The sequence below is a fragment of the Bacillus sp. BS1807G30 genome (assembly GCF_040047675.1).
In the GTDB taxonomy this organism is placed as follows: Bacteria; Bacillota; Bacilli; order Bacillales; family Bacillaceae; genus Bacillus; species Bacillus altitudinis.
Genome location: NZ_CP157353.1, coordinates 3088527 through 3104947, shown reverse-complemented (window position 1 = coordinate 3104947; position 16421 = coordinate 3088527). Strand labels below are relative to the sequence as shown.

Here is a 16421-nt window from a genome sequence, read left to right as displayed (position 1 = left end):
AACATGCGTTTCATTGTCGCTAAAAAACGATGAGTGAGGAGTCTGTCTTATGAATGATCAAGAAAAATCTTTTATCTATGTATGGGATGCGTATTGTGGCTGGTGTTATGGATTTTCAAACAGCATCCGTACTTTACACGAAAATCACCCTGAGATACCACTGACACTTGTATCGGGCGGTTTATTTGTAGGAGAGCGTCGTCTACCGATAAAGAATTATCCACACATTTCAGAAGCAAATGAGCGTATCAGTCAGCTGACAGGTGTCGAATTTGGAGACCGTTACGAAGAGTTGCTAGAAAACGGAACATTCATTTTAGACTCTGAGGCTGCTGCAATTGGATTTTCTGCATTAAGATCCATCGCACCAGAGCATGCATTGTACTTGGCTTCATCTATGCAAAAGGCCTTTTATCAAGACGGAAAAAGCCTAAGTGATGAAGAAACTTATAGAGATATCGCTATGAAACACCAACTTGACCCTGATGTATTGGTTGAACGAATGAATGAGACAGAAACGATCAATGATGCGTATGCCGATTTTGCAAAGGTTCAGCAATTGAACGTGAATGGCTATCCTACACTTTTACTAAAAAAAGGGGATGAATACATCAGCCTTGGTGGGGGTGCGATGACGGCTGAAAAGCTTGAAGACCGTCTGAAGGAAATACTAAAAAAATAAACCATTCAAAAACATCCTCCATTCGTATGGAGGATGTTTTTGATGCATGTGTGAATTCTCTTCAATGGGAGAAGTGGTTTATGCTTTAATGATAATCGCCTGGCTACCCATCTGTTTCCAAGAATCCTCAAACTGTTCACGATCGACTTTTTGATTCTTTTCTCCGTATGGATTATTTAAGTAGACATGATCTTTGTCATAGCCAGTGATGACGACGCTATGCATATTAAAGCTGATATCTATTTTTCCATTTGGTGTATTCCATGTTTCAATGTTATCTGTTTTGGCAAAGGTCGAAGTTGTAATGACCCAGACAGGATAACCTTTTTCAAGTGATTGGTAAATGGCTTTTTTAACTGGCTTGCCGGTCAAGTCCACCGCTTGATTACCTGCATATTTTTTCGCAAGCTGATAAATGGGTTCGTGGTACACACCAAGACCTGGCCCATTCTCCATATCGCCTACAAACCCGTCATGAGGGTCTCCTTTTAAGCCATTCTCATAATTGAGTGGGATACGCTTAATCTCGTTTGCCAATGCGTTTTTCGTTATATGCTCATAGCCGCTGTAATGAAGAAGCATGGCTAAGCTCGTGACTTCGCATCCGTTATAAAGCTTTGGTGCATCCATTTGATTAAAGAGGATGACGTCCATAGCTTTTTTATTTCCTTTTAAACTAGAATGTGTCGTTTCTGTTTTCTTCGTAGAACGTGTTTCTTCTGCTGCTAGTGCGGTATCATTTTCTTTTTCTTTGGCTTCTTGCGGTGACGTTGTTTTCTTGACTTGGTCGAATTGTGAAACGTAAATAAAGCCGAAATAAACAAGACATGCGCACAACAAAGTTAAGATTAATGTCTGGATGAATTTCACTGTAATCTCCTGTGTTATTCAATATTTTTAAGTATTATAGCATGTTCCTAAAGCAAAGAGATCAAAAAGGATTAGGTGTCATTTTAATGTAATATATGAACAAATGATTAAGGAAAAAAAGGGGAAAATAAAAATGATTGATTTAATCACTTTATTTTGTTAGCATATTATCATATTAGCGAACTAAAGGATTCGGAATTTTTTGTTTTAATGTGTTGGAGGTGCGGAAGAACATGTTCATGTTTGAAAAACCATATGGTATGCGAGATTCATTACCAGGATTGTACGAGACGAAGAAAAGAGTCAGGCATTCTTTAACAGAGGTCATGAATGGTTGGGGTTATCGTTTAATGGAAACGCCAACGCTTGAATTTTACGATACAGTCGGTGTTCAATCGGCGATTACAGATACGCAGCTGTTTAAGCTTCTTGATCAAAATGGTCAAACCCTTGTGCTTAGACCTGATATGACGGGACCAATTGCGAGAGTGGCGGCTTCAAAGCTTCACGAACAGGCGTATCCGCTTCGAGTCGGTTATGCAGCTAACGTGTTTCGGGCACAGGAAAGAGAAGGCGGAAGACCTTCTGAATTTGAGCAGGTCGGTATTGAATTGATCGGTGATGGTTCGATTAGTGCAGATGCTGAAGTCATAGCGCTTGTTGTGTTTGCATTAAAAAATGCCGGACTTCAATCCTTCAAAATTGCGATTGGGCATGTGGCTTTGGCAGAGACCTTGTTTTTAGATGTACTAGGGAATACAGAGCGGGCGAACGTATTGCGCCGATTTTTATATGAAAAGAATTATGTGGGCTACAGGCAGCATGTCAAACAATTGCCTCTCTCATCCATCGATAAAACAAGGCTGCTCCAGCTTTTAGAGCTGCGCGGCGGTCAAGAAGTGACCCAGCAGGCTGAAGAAATTGTGGTCTCACAAGAGGGAAAAGAAGTGCTGGCGGAGTTAAAGGCGCTGTGGGAGACACTTGAAGATTACGGCTGTACAGAATATATCCGTTTGGATTTAAGCATGGTCAGTCATATGAGCTACTATACGGGAATTTTGTTTGAAGTATTTGCAGATCATGTTGGGTCTGTGATCGGAAGTGGAGGAAGGTATGATCAATTGCTTGCTCACTTTGATGCACCCGCACCCGCTACAGGCTTCGGACTTCGATTAGACCGTCTTCTTGAGGCACTCGACGCAAAAGAAATAAATGAGCCCCAAGAGGCTGTGATTTTTAGTAAAGAACAACGGCTTGAAGCATTTGATTTTGCAGAAAAAGAGCGGACAAAAGGCAAAAGGATTGTTCTCCAAGACTTAGCAGGTATTGAAAATATCGATGCCATGACCAAGGCATTTGAGCAAGTGACTTATTTTATCGGCGCTAGAAAGGAAGAGCAAAATGGGTAAAGTGTTGACAATGGCAATGCCAAAGGGGCGGATATTTGAAGAAGCAGCAGGGCTATTAAGACAGGCTGGATATCAGCTGCCGGAGGAATTCGAAGATTCAAGAAAATTAATCATTGATGTACCGGAAGAAAATCTCCGCTTTATTTTAGCGAAGCCAATGGATGTGACGACATATGTAGAGCACGGTGTAGCGGATGTGGGCATTGCAGGGAAAGACGTCATGCTTGAAGAAGCACGGGATGTGTACGAAGTGCTCGATTTAAACATTAGCAAATGTCATTTAGCTGTAGCGGGCTTGCCGGGAGCCAGCTGGGGCGGTGTCGCACCGCGTGTGGCCACAAAGTACCCAAATGTCGCTTCTTCTTATTTTAGAGAACAAGGTGAGCAGGTGGAGATCATTAAGCTAAATGGTTCCATTGAATTAGCACCGCTCATCGGACTTGCCGATCGAATTGTTGACATTGTCTCCACCGGTCAAACACTTAAGGAAAATGGGCTTGTCGAAACGGAACATATTTGTGACATTACGTCACGTTTTATTGTCAATCCTGTGAGCTATCGAATGAAGGATGCGGTAATCGATGAAATGGCGCAGCGTCTGGCAAGAATCATCGAAGGAGAAGGGGAGGAAACATCATGAACATCACCTACATACAAGAAGGTGAGACAGACACTCTCTCACTCAAGCGTTCTCTAGATACAGGAACGGAAGAGCAGCGACTGGCTGTTCAGCGGATTATCGAAGAAGTGAGAAAAAATGGTGACGAAGCCGTACGGTCTTTCACGAAGCAATTTGACGGTGTCTCTATTGAACAGCCACTTGTGACGGAGGATGAAAAGACAAAAGCCTACGAACGTTTGGACCCGGAGATGATCCAAATCATCCAAACGGCGATCCGGAATATTCGAACATACCACGAGCGTCAGCTGACCTCCTCTTGGTTTTATCACCAAAAGGACGGCTCAATGCTAGGTCAGAAAGTAACACCGCTTGATGCGGTCGGTGTATATGTCCCAGGGGGAACGGCCGCTTATCCATCATCTGTTTTAATGAATGTCATCCCGGCACTTGTTGCCGGCGTTGAGCGAATTGTCCTTGTGACACCGCCAGGAAATGACGGCCGTCTGTCTGACGCTGTGCTAGTAGCTGCGAAGGAGCTGGGCATTTCAGAAATGTACAAAATGGGCGGTGCTCAGGCGATAGCTGCTCTTGCATATGGAACGGAAAGTATTCAGCCTGTTGATAAAATCACCGGTCCAGGAAATATTTATGTAGCACTTGCCAAACGGGAAGTATTTGGTCAAGTAGACATTGATATGATTGCGGGTCCAAGTGAAATTGCTGTTTTAGCAGATGAAACGGCAACTGCACATGAGGTGGCAGCTGATTTGCTTTCACAGGCAGAGCATGATGCATTGGCATCCAGTATTTTGGTGACACCATCTAAAGGATTGGCTGAAAGAGTGCAAGCGGAGGTGCAAGCGCAGCTTGATACTTTGCCAAGGAAATCAATTGCAGCACAATCTATTCAAGACCATGGTTATATTTACGTGACAGAATCTTTGGATCGTGCAGTTGATATCGTGAACCAGTTAGCCCCAGAGCATTTAGAAGTGCTGACGGCGTATCCAGAATCACTACTTGGTCAAATCAAGCATGCTGGAGCAATTTTCTTAGGGCGTTACAGTCCAGAGCCGGTAGGGGATTACTTCGCAGGACCGAACCATGTGCTGCCAACAAACGGGACGGCAAGATTTTCTAGTCCGCTCGGCGTCACAGATTTCCAAAAGAAAACGAGCATCATTTCATATAGCAAAGAAGCCTTTGAAACACATAGGGAAAGCATTGCGGCTTTTGCAAGATTAGAAGGGCTTGAAGCACATGCCAGATCGATTGAAGCGAGAAAGCGGGAGGAATCAAAATGAGACAGGCGGAAACAGCGAGACAGACAAATGAAACGAACATTTCGTTAGCGCTAGAGATTGATGGCGAAGGAAAAGCAGATATTCAGACAGATGTCCCTTTTATGACGCACATGCTCGACTTATTCACGAAGCATGGACATTTTAACTTAACTGTAGATGCAAAAGGAGACACAGATGTCGATGATCACCACACAACAGAAGATATTGGCATTGTGCTTGGGCAGATGTTTAAAGAAGCGCTCGGTGATAAAAAAGGAATCAAGCGCTACGGCTCTAGTTTTGTTCCAATGGATGAAACACTCGCCCAAGTAGTCGTGGATTTAAGCAATCGTCCTCATTTGGAAATGAGAGCCGATTTCCCTAGTCAGAAGGTCGGCACCTTTGATACGGAGCTGGTTCATGAGTTTCTTTGGAAATTTGCCCTTGAAGCACGAATCAATCTTCATGTGATCGTTCACTATGGAACCAATACCCACCATATGATTGAAGCCATTTTTAAAGCGATGGCACGCGCCTTAGATGAAGCAACAACCATTGATCCGCGTGTGAAAGGGATTCCGTCGACAAAGGGGATGCTCTAATGATTGGCGTAATTGACTATGGAATGGGAAATTTGTTTAGCGTATCAAAAGCACTGGAACGAGCAGGAGCGTCTTATATCGTGTCTTCTGAAGCAGAGGAGCTGAAAAAGGCAGATGCGTACATTTTGCCAGGAGTCGGTTCATTTCGTGATGCGATGCAGCTGTTAAGACAGACAGGACTTGAGGCGTTTATCCACCAAGTCGTGCAGGAAGGAAAGCTGTTATTTGGCATTTGCCTTGGCATGCAGTTGTTGTTTGAAGAAAGTGAAGAAGCAGGAAAAACAAAAGGGTTAGGCCTTTTAAAAGGACGTGTCGTTCTTTTGAAGGATCGTGATCAGGATGGACAAAGGCTGAAGGTGCCTCATATGGGCTGGAATGAGCTCACATTTCATCAGCCCTCTCCATTGTTTAAAGGTGTGCCAGAAGGATTTGCATACTTTGTTCACTCGTATTATGTGAGTGGCATGAATCCAGAAGACCTATTGGCAAGTGCACCCTATGGTGTGCAAGTACCTGCCGTTGTTGGGAAGGGGAATGTGTTTGGAACGCAGTTTCACCCTGAAAAAAGCAGTACAACAGGAATGGCACTGTTGAAACAGTTTATTCAATTAGCAAACGAACAGAGGGTGAGCAAATGAGTGATTTTACATTATATCCAGCAATTGATATGAGAAATGGCAAATGTGTACGACTTGTGCAAGGAGACTATGACCAAGAAACCATTTATGGAGATTCACCGTTAGACATGGCGAGACTGTTTGCAAATGAAGGAGCAAAATGGATACATCTCGTTGATTTAGATGGCGCAAAAGCAGGAAAACGCGTGAATCACGAGCATGTGCTATCGATTGCTTCCTCATTAGATGTGAATGTCCAAATTGGCGGCGGCATTCGGACAGAAGAAGATGTTGCATTTTATTTAAACAATGGCGTATCGAGAGTCATTCTTGGCAGTTCAGCGGTGTCGAACCCGGTTTTTGTGAAAAAAATGCTGGCGCAATATGGGGAGAAAATCGCCATTGGCATTGATGCACGAAACGGTTTTGTATCGACTGAAGGCTGGCTTGAAACGTCGGAAGTAAAGGCGGAGGAACTTGGTCAGGAACTGGCAAAGGAAGGCGCAGAGGTCTTCATTTTCACGGATATTCAAATGGATGGCATGCTGTCTGGTCCAAATGTGGAAAGTACGGTTCGATTAGCAGAAGCAACTGGCAAACAAGTCATTGCCTCAGGTGGTGTCAGTGCAGTGAGTGATCTGCAAAAGCTGTCAGCACAAAAGCAGACAGGTGTGTCTGGTGCAATCATTGGCAAGGCGCTGTACACAAAGCAATTTACTTTAGCTGAAGCGTTTGAAGGGCTTGACAGCATATGATGACAAAACGAATCATTCCATGTCTTGATGTAAAGGAAGGGCGTGTGGTCAAAGGGATCCAATTTCTAGGGTTGAAGGATGCTGGTGATCCGGTCGAATTAGCGCAGATCTATGACGAGGAAGGTGCGGATGAACTCGTCTTTCTTGATATATCTGCCTCTCATGAAGGCCGAAAAACGATGGTGGATGTGGTCAAACAAGTGGCATCCACTCTCGCTATCCCGTTCACGGTGGGCGGCGGGATTAACCACCTTGATGACATGAAGCGTATTTTAAGAGCGGGGGCAGACAAGGTGTCTGTGAACACAGCGGCTGTTTTAAGACCGGAGCTAATAACAGAAGGAGCCGACTTTTTTGGTTCACAGTGCATAGTTGTTGCGATTGACGCGAAATACGATGAAGAGAAACAAGCATACATGGTCTATACGCACGGAGGACGCCGTCAAACGGATTTAGAAGTGAGTGACTGGGCGAAAGAAGCCGTGCGAAGAGGAGCAGGCGAGATCTTGCTGACTAGCATGGATGCCGATGGTGAGAAAACGGGCTTTGAGCATCGTTTGACGAAGCTTGTATCAGAAGCAGTCACAGTGCCAGTTATTGCTTCAGGAGGTGCTGGCAATGCGCAGCATATGCTGGAGGCTTTTACAAAAGGTGAAGCTGATGCCGCACTCGCAGCCTCTATTTTCCATTATAAAGAAACCTCTATTCAAGAGGTGAAGACATATTTGAGAGAACACGGGGTGAAGGTAAGATGAAACAGGCAAACGAATTAACCTTTAATGATGCAGGTCTCATTCCTGCCATTGTACAGGATGCTCAAAGCAAGGAAGTTCTTACTTTGGCGTATATGAATCAAGAATCCTATGAAAAAACATTAGAGACAGGGGAAACATGGTTTTTTAGCCGGTCGAGAAATGAGCTTTGGCACAAAGGAGCCACATCTGGACACACCCAGCGTGTCACATCCATTCGCTATGACTGTGATCAAGATGCCCTGCTTGTTCTAGTGACACCAAGCGGCCCAGCCTGCCATACAGGCAGCTATAGCTGTTTTTCAGAAGATGGCGTGAAACAGCAAAGGGGAGAACAAGACCGCTTTGCCATTTTAAATGAACTTGAACAGGTCATTGCGAAGCGGCAGATGGAAATGCCAGAAGGAGCTTATACAACCTATCTATTTGAAAAAGGAGTCGACAAAATCCTGAAAAAGGTAGGGGAAGAAGCTTCTGAAGTCATCATTGCAGCGAAGAACCGTGATCAAGAAGAATTGAAATGGGAAACAGCAGATCTTCTGTATCACCTTCTTGTGTTATTACGTGAACAGCAGCTGCCTCTTGATGATGTATTAAAGGTATTGAAAAAGCGCCATCAAGGGGAATGAAAAGCCGGGGGTACCCCCGGCTTTTTGCTTTTAAATGAAAAACAAATCCTTCCTTTCCTTTTGTTCTATGTGACGACTCATGAAGTATGTTATACTACACACGGTACACTGTTCGAAATGGAGGGTATCGGTGAGTAAATACACTTCTCAAAATAATCACACACAAGTCGTCCAGCTATTCCAAGATGGGCATTACTTTTTTCATAAAGGTCTAAAAGCATATAGAGAAAGAAATCTGTCTAGGGCAAGTAAGCTGATACAGCGGGCCATCGTACTTGAGCCTGAAAATGTAGAAATGCTGTCGCAGCTTGCCATTATTTATACTGAAATGGGTCATTACCAACAATCAAATGAACTGCTTGATTTTATCCTTGAACACTTGGATGAGAATATGTCAGAGTGTCACTACTTTAAAGCCAATAATTATGCGAATCTCGGTTTGTTTCAAGAGGCATATAGATGCGCCACTGCTTATGCTGCGCTGGAAGAAGACGGGGAATTTGCAGATGAAAATGACGATCTCCTCGATCTGCTTGATATGAGTGACGATGTTGATGAAGATTTTCCTTATGATCAGGATGATCTGATTGTAAAGCAGGATCAAGCCAACCATTTGCTAGAAAGCGGCAGGCTGGATGAAGCAATCGAGATGCTGGAACAGATGATTGTTGAGTATCCAGAGTTTTGGTCAGCGTATAATAATCTCGCTTTGGCCTATTTTTATTCTGGACAAATCGATCAGGCAAAAGAAATGTTGAACCGGGTCCTTCATGAAAATCCCGGTAATCTGCATGCCCTTTGTAATCAGCTTGTTTTCTATCATTATGAAAAAGAAGAAGAAAAGGTCAATCTGTTAGCGAAGCAATTAACGCACGTGTATCCAATATTAAGTGAACAGCGTTATAAGCTTGGCGCGACATTTGCCCTTGTTGGAGAATTTGAATGGGCATTTAAATGGCTTTATTCTTTGTATAAAACAGGTTTCCAAGGCGATAGTACGTTTTTATACTGGCTAGCAAGTGCGGCCTATTATACGGGTCACAAAACGCTGGCGCAAACCGTCTGGGATAAGATGGTGGAAGAAGATATTGATGCAGATGAAATCAAGCCGTGGCAAGACAAACCAGAGGAGTCTGAGCCAATGGTTTCAATTGAGGAACGACTCACTGCCTACTATGTCAGCAAACAAAAAGGTGAACGTGACGTCTTGCAATCTGTTCTTGATTCCCGCGCTGCGAAAACGGCCTTTGAACAGCAGTTTATTGAGTTACTTTTATTTGAAGATCAAATGGAAGAACGATCGTTTTCAGAAGATGCGGTCTTCGCAAAACAGGCGGCATCTGCTTTGGAAGAAGCTGTGCAGCCTGATAGCCACATGCCATATTTTTGGTTATTCCATATTATTCAGCAAGCACGCGCTTCAGGCGTAGAGAAGAACAATGCCAGCGCATGGGCAGCAGCTTCTTATTATCTATGGATGAATGAACAAGAAGAATCAGCTGTCAGCAAAAAAGAGATCGCAGCTTCTTTTCAGATCAGCGTTCAAACGCTGTCAAAATATGAGAATGTTATTTGTGCGTTCATGGTTTGAATAGGTAAATAGATTCAGATTACAGCAGCATGGCCGAAAAGGTCATGCTTTTTTCTTGGATAAAAAGGTGGGATTTGCTAGGATTTGGCGAAGTATGACAATCTCGACATCTATTTGAAACATAAATGTAATAAAAATATTAGCTCATTTTGTCGATGTGTCATGTATAATGAAACTCGTGGATTAAAACAAAGACATATATTTAAATATTTTACTATACATAATGCAACACCTAGTGATAGAAACAATCTGGTCAACATCTGACTGATTCATCAGGAAGAAAGACACAGGAAGCACAGATTGGTCGCAGAGAATTTGCTGCTTTCTCATGTCGCTTGGGAAATTGTCAAAGGAGGAACTATACGTGAAAAAGTTTATTACTTTCGGTTTAGCTTCGGTGATTGGAGCGAGCGGTTTATTTATTCCATTTACTCATGAAGCAAATGCACAGAACTTTGAACAAAAGAAACAAGAACTAGACAGCAAGCAGTCAGAGGTAAACAAGAATCTTCAAAAGAAAAAAGAAGAGCTTTCAAAGCTTGAGGCAAAACAAGAGGCACTTGCGCTAAAGCTAAAAGAAATTGACGAAAAAGCTTTAAAAACAAGTGATCAAATCGAAGAAAAACAAAAAGAAAACGAAAAAACAAAAAAAGAAATCAAGGCACTGAAAAAAGAAATTGCTGATACAGAAAAACGTATCGAAGAAAGAAACGAATTCTTGAAAAAGCGTGTACGTGCGCTTCAAGAAAGCGGTGGTTCTACGAAATACATAGATGTATTACTAGGAGCAAAAAGCTTTAGCGATTTCATCAGCCGTGCAGGTGCTGTATCTACATTAATCAACGCAGACAGCGAAATCATTAAAGAACAAGAAAGAGACAAAGCGGAATTACAAAAGTCTGAAAACGAATTAAACACAAAGCTTGAAGATGTTCAAAAGACGCTTGCAAAGCTTGAAACACTTCAAACTGACTTAAATAAACAGCTTGATGAGAAAGACAAGCTATTCAAGCAAGTGAAAAAGCAAAAAGGAAGTGCTTCTTCTCAAATCAGCGAGTTAAACACTGAGGCAAACAGCATTGCATCTGAAAAAGACGCAACAATCGCTGCTCAAAAACAAGCTGAAAAAGAAGCAAGAGAAGCTGCTCAAAAAGCAAAAGAAGAAAAAGCACAAAGACAACAGCAGCGTCAAGCAGCTGTTCAAGCTGAAGACAACAGCTCTAATAACGACAGCGGTTCTTCTTCAAATAACAGTGGATCTTCAAATAACAATAGCAGCAGTTCACCGAGCAAGAAGCCATCTTCTGGCGGTGGATCACCTGTCAGCAATAACGTAGGCGGAATCGAAGGTGCGATCAGCACAGGTTCTACCATTGTAGGACAATCTCCATATAAATGGGGCGGCGGCAGATCACAAGCCGATATTGACGCACGTCGTTTTGACTGTTCTTCATTCGTTCGCTGGGCATTTGCATCAGCAGGCATCAACCTTGGACCAGTTGGCGGTACAACAACAGATACGCTTGTAGGTAAAGGAAGAGCTGTAAGTGCATCTGACATGAAACGCGGAGACCTTGTGTTCTTTGATACGTATAAAGTAAATGGACATGTTGGTATTTACTTAGGAAACGGTACATTCTTGAACGATAACAGCTCTCGCGGTGTTTCAGTTGACTCTATGAGCAACGTTTACTGGAAAAAAGCATTCAATGGCGTTGTAAGAAGAGTCGTTGAATAAATCATTACTTACTATATAACCGTAAACAGGCTTCCTTAAACAGCAGTTTAAGGAAGCTTTTTCTTTTTTTGAAGATATGAGCAAATGATTCGCTTATTATCCGCAGATTTAATAGGATATGGGTAAGGAATAAAAGCTAAGAGTGGAAATGATGCTCTCTGTCATGAATGGAAGCATCACCCAAGGGCATTCTAATAAGAAATGCTAGCAGCAATTGAAGAGGGAGTGACAGTTGTGTCAGAAGAAAAAATCTACGATACGATCATCATTGGAGCGGGTCCTGCCGGAATGACAGCCGCTGTTTATACATCACGGGGAAATCTTTCAACACTGATGATTGAAAGAGGAATTCCAGGCGGCCAAATGGCGAATACGGAAGATGTCGAGAACTATCCGGGCTTTGAAAGCATCTTAGGGCCGGAACTTTCAAATAAAATGTTTGAGCATGCAAAGAAATTCGGTGCCGAGTATGCGTATGGCGATATTAAAGAAATTGTAGATGGTGAAGAGTACAAAATCGTCAAAGCTGGTTCAAAAGAATACAAAGGACGCTCTGTCATTATTGCGGCAGGTGCTGAATACAAAAAAATCGGTGCACCAGGCGAAAAAGAACTTGGCGGCCGCGGCGTATCATACTGCGCTGTATGTGACGGTGCCTTCTTTAAAAACAAAGAGCTTGTCGTGATTGGCGGAGGAGACTCAGCAGTAGAAGAGGGTGTTTACCTCACTCGCTTTGCGTCTAAAGTCACAATTGTCCATAGACGCGACAAACTGCGTGCCCAAAGCATCTTACAAGCACGTGCATTTGATAATGAAAAAATCGACTTTATGTGGAACAAAACCGTTAAAGAAATCAATGAAGAAAACGGGAAAGTCGGCAGTGTGACATTAATTGATACCGTGACAGGTGAGGAAGAAGACTTCAAAACAGACGGCGTCTTTATCTACATCGGTATGCTGCCGCTGTCTAAACCATTTGAAAATCTAGGGATTACAAATGCAGAGGGCTACATCGAGACAAACGAAAGAATGGAAACAAAAGTTGAAGGAATCTTCGCAGCTGGCGACATTCGTGAAAAAACCCTTCGTCAAATCGTCACAGCAACAGGTGATGGAAGTATTGCAGCACAGAGTGCACAGCATTATGTAGAAGAGCTTGCTGAAAAGCTAAAAGCAATGAAATAAACAGCTGTCGTAAATCCTTAATATTGCGTCACGGGCTTTTAACTGGAATGTAACACGGGTGAAATAATTATCCGTTATGATGAAACTAGTAATTGACCCCCTTTTATAAGGAATACATGTTTGGCACGGATGTGAATCCGTGTCCTTTTTTTTGCTTAAAATCAGAAATTCACGAGATGTTCACAAATGACGCATGGAGAACCGTTAGATGTTGTAAAATAAAGAATAGAGAAAGTGCCCGTCACCATATTCATACGAAAACCTGTCTGTTTTCAGTGAAGAACGGGCATGTTCATTGTGGGAGTCATGATGAACCTGTATAATAAGAAAAAGACATAAAAGAGTAGGTGACAGCTGATGCAACGAGTAACCAATTGTGTGCTGCATCACGAAGATCAAGTTCTCTTGCTGCAAAAGCCAAGACGAGGCTGGTGGGTAGCACCTGGCGGCAAAATGGAGAGCGGAGAATCGGTCAAGGATTCAGTCGTTCGAGAATTTAGAGAAGAAACAGGCATTTATATTTTAAATCCGCAGCTAAAAGGCGTGTTTACCTTTATCATAAAAGAAGGCGATCAAATCGTTCAAGAGTGGATGATGTTCACCTTTATGGCAGATTCCTTTACAGGAAAAAACGTATCAGAGTCGGAGGAAGGCATTTTAAAATGGCATGATGTAAAAGATGTGCCCAGCTTGCCGATGGCTCCAGGAGATTCTCATATTCTTGACTTCATGTTGAAAGGGAAAGGACTTCTCCACGGCACTTTTACGTATACACCAGATTTTGAGCTGATTGCTTATCGATTAGATCCTCAAGGAGACTAATAAATGAACCGTTTTCATAAAGAAGGAGAGGGAGCAGGCATGAATACGCACAAACAAGATGATATTCAGCTTGTGATTATTACAGGGATGTCAGGTGCGGGGAAAACCGTTGCCATCCAAAGCTTTGAAGACTTAGGTTACTTTTGTGTGGATAACTTACCGCCATCACTTTTACCGAAGTTTCTAGAGCTTATGAAGGATTCGAATTCGAAGATGAGCAAGGTGGCCCTTGTGATGGATTTGCGAGGCCGTGAATTTTTTGATAGCTTAATTGCTGCCTTAGATGAGATGAGTGATATCGGCTGGATCACACCAAGGATTCTATTTTTAGATGCAAACGATAAGGTGCTTGTCTCAAGATATAAAGAAACGAGACGTTCTCATCCCCTTGCGACAACAGGTTTGCCGCTTGAAGGGATTGCAATGGAGCGCGAGCTGTTAGAGGAGTTAAAAGGCCGATCTCAAATGATTTTTGATACATCGGATTTGAAACCGAAACAGCTTCGCGAAAAGATTGTCACTCACTTTGCTACGAATCAGGGGCAAGTGTTTACAGTGAATGTGATGTCATTTGGCTTTAAATACGGCCTGCCAATTGATGCTGATCTTGTATTTGATGTGAGATTTCTGCCGAATCCTTACTATATTGAGAGTATGCGTCCACAGACCGGAAACGATGAAGAAGTGCGCTCCTATGTAATGAAATGGAGCGAGACACAAAAATTCACAGAGAAACTAATTGACCTTCTCAGCTTTATGCTTCCGTCCTATAAACGAGAAGGGAAAAGTCAGCTGGTGATCGCTATTGGCTGTACAGGCGGACAGCACCGATCAGTGACGCTAGCGAACTACTTATCGGAGTATTTTAAAAATGACTACTATACTCATGTCACTCACCGGGACATTGAAAAGAGAAGCAGAAAATAGATGACGACACTTCCAAAGGTGGTCATTCTTGGCGGGGGCACTGGCTTATCTGTTTTGCTCAGAGGGCTAAAAACAAAGCCAGTGGATATTACCGCTATTGTGACGGTAGCTGATGATGGAGGCAGCTCAGGCAGACTGCGACATGATTTGAATATTCCGCCTCCAGGCGATATTCGAAATGTACTTGCGGCACTCTCTGATGTCGAACCGCTTGTAGAAGATTTATTTCAGCACCGTTTTAACAAAGGGAATGACTTAACAGGCCACTCTCTCGGCAACCTCATTCTTGCGGCTATGACGAATATAACCGGTGATTTTTTTCATGCCGTCACAGAAATGAGCAAGGTCTTAAATGTGAGAGGAAAAGTATTGCCAGCAGCGAATTCAAGTGTTGTTCTTCATGCGGAATTAGAAAACGGGCAAGTGGTGACAGGGGAATCAAAGATCCCGACCTACGGTGAAAGGATTAAACGAGTCTTTCTTACACCCGATACGATTGAGCCGCTCCCAGAATCCATTCAAGTCATTCGAGAGGCTGATTTAATCGTTATTGGACCTGGCAGCTTGTATACCAGTATTTTGCCCAACCTGCTTGTACCGCATATTGGAGAAGAAGTGATTCGATCTAAGGCGAAAAAAGTCTATATTTGCAATGTCATGACACAGCCGGGGGAAACGCTTTCCTACAGTGCAGCTGATCATGTGCAGGCACTAAACGATCATATGGACCGACCATTTATCGATACGATATTTGTGAACAATAAAGAAATTCCAGAAGAAATCAAAGCAAAATATGCAGAAGAACAGGCGCAGCCTGTACAATTCGACACAGATGTACTCAAAGCCATGGGACTAGAAGTCATCCCAGGGGAAATTATTACATATGACCAGCATGTGATTCGTCATGATACGCTGAAAGTAGCTTCGCTGCTCGTCGATTTGCTGCATCAGAAAAAATAGGAATGGGGGTGGCAAGGATGTCATTTGCATCCGAAACAAAAAAAGAGCTGACTAATCTGGAAGTGAAGGACTGCTGCACAAAAGCAGAGCTTTCTGCCCTCATCCGTATGAACGGTTCATTATCTTTTTCTAATCGAAAATTGATTTTAGATATACAGACAGAGAACGCAGCCATTGCAAGACGTATTTATACCCTTTTGAAAAAGAAATACGATGTGACCGTCGAGCTGCTCGTTCGTAAAAAAATGAGATTAAAAAAGAATAATGTGTATATTGTCAGACTGGTAGAACGAGCGAAAACCATTTTAGAGGACCTGAAGATATTAGGTGAACAATTTGTATTTGAACGCAACATTTCAGAAGAACTTGTGAAGAAAAGATGCTGCAAGCGTTCCTATATGAGAGGTGCTTTTTTAGCAGGAGGTTCTGTGAATAACCCAGAAACCTCTTCGTATCACCTTGAGATTTTTTCACTATACAAAGAACATAATGATGCCCTTTGTGAGCTCATGAATCAATTCCACCTTAACAGTAAAACCCTTGAACGCAAAAAAGGCTTTATCACATACATGAAGGAAGCGGAGAAAATTACGGAATTCTTAAGTGTTGTGGGTGCTCATAACTCATTGCTTCGTTTTGAAGACGTGCGCATCGTCCGAGATATGAGGAATTCTGTGAACCGGCTCGTCAATTGTGAAACAGCAAACTTGAATAAAACGATCGGTGCCTCACTGCGCCAGGTTGAAAATATTCAATTCATTGACGAAAAGATTGGACTAGACGCCCTGCCAGATAAGCTGCGTGAAATTGCGCAACTGCGTATTGACTACCAAGAAGTCACACTAAAGGAACTTGGCGAAATGGTGGAAAGCGGCAAGATCAGCAAATCAGGCATTAATCACCGTTTAAGAAAGCTAGATCAAATTGCAGAACAATTAAGAAACGGACAAGCTGTTACACTCAAATAGGGAAATAAA

17 protein-coding genes are annotated in these 16421 nt (G+C 42.8%); 16 read left to right on the top strand and 1 reads right to left on the bottom strand.

Features of this window, described 5'->3' with window-relative positions:
- The first annotated feature begins 49 nt into the window (after positions 1-49).
- Positions 50-682, top strand: a complete 633-nt coding sequence (locus ABG082_RS16095; protein ID WP_268449991.1) for a DsbA family protein — start codon at positions 50-52, stop codon at positions 680-682.
- 78 nt (positions 683-760) lie between these two features.
- Here ABG082_RS16095 and ABG082_RS16090 read toward each other — a convergent pair whose 3' ends face one another.
- Entirely contained in the window at positions 761-1552 is a 792-nt protein-coding gene (locus ABG082_RS16090; protein ID WP_058213565.1) for a C39 family peptidase, read from the bottom strand.
- A 233-nt stretch (positions 1553-1785) separates the two neighbouring features.
- Here ABG082_RS16090 and ABG082_RS16085 point away from each other — a divergent pair, with 233 nt between their 5' ends.
- From ABG082_RS16085 to whiA, 15 genes are all read left to right on the top strand, one after another.
- Positions 1786-2961, top strand: a complete 1176-nt coding sequence (locus tag ABG082_RS16085; RefSeq protein WP_017368113.1) for an ATP phosphoribosyltransferase regulatory subunit — start codon at positions 1786-1788, stop codon at positions 2959-2961.
- The gene (gene hisG, locus ABG082_RS16080; protein ID WP_007500071.1) at positions 2954-3601 is read left to right on the top strand and encodes an ATP phosphoribosyltransferase; all 648 of its coding nucleotides are present in this window, start codon (positions 2954-2956) and stop codon (positions 3599-3601) included. The genes ABG082_RS16085 and hisG overlap by 8 nt, the downstream gene beginning before the upstream one ends.
- The gene (gene hisD, locus ABG082_RS16075; protein ID WP_050826641.1) at positions 3598-4887 is read left to right on the top strand and encodes a histidinol dehydrogenase; all 1290 of its coding nucleotides are present in this window, start codon (positions 3598-3600) and stop codon (positions 4885-4887) included. Before hisG ends, hisD begins: the two co-directional genes overlap by 4 nt.
- Positions 4884-5468: an imidazoleglycerol-phosphate dehydratase HisB gene (gene hisB / locus ABG082_RS16070; protein ID WP_017368110.1), complete on the top strand. Its 585-nt coding sequence runs from the start codon at positions 4884-4886 to the stop codon at positions 5466-5468. The genes hisD and hisB overlap by 4 nt, the downstream gene beginning before the upstream one ends.
- Positions 5468-6106 (top strand): imidazole glycerol phosphate synthase subunit HisH, encoded by a 639-nt coding sequence (hisH, locus tag ABG082_RS16065; protein WP_046344538.1) that lies wholly within the window; start codon positions 5468-5470, stop codon positions 6104-6106. Before hisB ends, hisH begins: the two co-directional genes overlap by 1 nt.
- Positions 6103-6840: a 1-(5-phosphoribosyl)-5-[(5-phosphoribosylamino)methylideneamino]imidazole-4-carboxamide isomerase gene (gene hisA / locus ABG082_RS16060; RefSeq protein WP_008348146.1), complete on the top strand. Its 738-nt coding sequence runs from the start codon at positions 6103-6105 to the stop codon at positions 6838-6840. Before hisH ends, hisA begins: the two co-directional genes overlap by 4 nt.
- Complete coding sequence (gene hisF, locus ABG082_RS16055; RefSeq protein ID WP_008348145.1) at positions 6837-7595, top strand: imidazole glycerol phosphate synthase subunit HisF; 759 nt, start codon at positions 6837-6839, stop codon at positions 7593-7595. Before hisA ends, hisF begins: the two co-directional genes overlap by 4 nt.
- Positions 7592-8221, top strand: a complete 630-nt coding sequence (gene hisIE, locus ABG082_RS16050; protein ID WP_039169086.1) for a bifunctional phosphoribosyl-AMP cyclohydrolase/phosphoribosyl-ATP diphosphatase HisIE — start codon at positions 7592-7594, stop codon at positions 8219-8221. Before hisF ends, hisIE begins: the two co-directional genes overlap by 4 nt.
- Positions 8222-8351: 130 nt before the next feature.
- The gene (locus tag ABG082_RS16045; protein WP_348936262.1) at positions 8352-9812 is read left to right on the top strand and encodes a tetratricopeptide repeat protein; all 1461 of its coding nucleotides are present in this window, start codon (positions 8352-8354) and stop codon (positions 9810-9812) included.
- A 364-nt stretch (positions 9813-10176) separates the two neighbouring features.
- The gene (locus ABG082_RS16040; RefSeq protein WP_167403837.1) at positions 10177-11550 is read left to right on the top strand and encodes an NlpC/P60 family protein; all 1374 of its coding nucleotides are present in this window, start codon (positions 10177-10179) and stop codon (positions 11548-11550) included.
- 234 nt (positions 11551-11784) lie between these two features.
- Positions 11785-12735: a thioredoxin-disulfide reductase gene (gene trxB, locus ABG082_RS16035; protein WP_024719880.1), complete on the top strand. Its 951-nt coding sequence runs from the start codon at positions 11785-11787 to the stop codon at positions 12733-12735.
- Positions 12736-13092: 357 nt separating this feature from the next.
- Positions 13093-13557: an 8-oxo-dGTP diphosphatase gene (locus ABG082_RS16030; RefSeq protein WP_008348133.1), complete on the top strand. Its 465-nt coding sequence runs from the start codon at positions 13093-13095 to the stop codon at positions 13555-13557.
- Between the two features lie 39 nt (positions 13558-13596).
- On the top strand, positions 13597-14484 hold the full coding sequence (gene rapZ / locus ABG082_RS16025; protein WP_348936828.1) for an RNase adapter RapZ: 888 nt from the start codon (positions 13597-13599) through the stop codon (positions 14482-14484).
- The gene (locus ABG082_RS16020) at positions 14485-15444 is read left to right on the top strand and encodes a YvcK family protein (RefSeq protein WP_035389612.1); all 960 of its coding nucleotides are present in this window, start codon (positions 14485-14487) and stop codon (positions 15442-15444) included. It abuts the gene before it with no gap.
- A gap of 17 nt (positions 15445-15461) precedes the next feature.
- Entirely contained in the window at positions 15462-16412 is a 951-nt protein-coding gene (gene whiA, locus ABG082_RS16015) for a DNA-binding protein WhiA (protein ID WP_008348125.1), read from the top strand.
- The last annotated feature ends 9 nt before the right edge of the window (positions 16413-16421 follow it).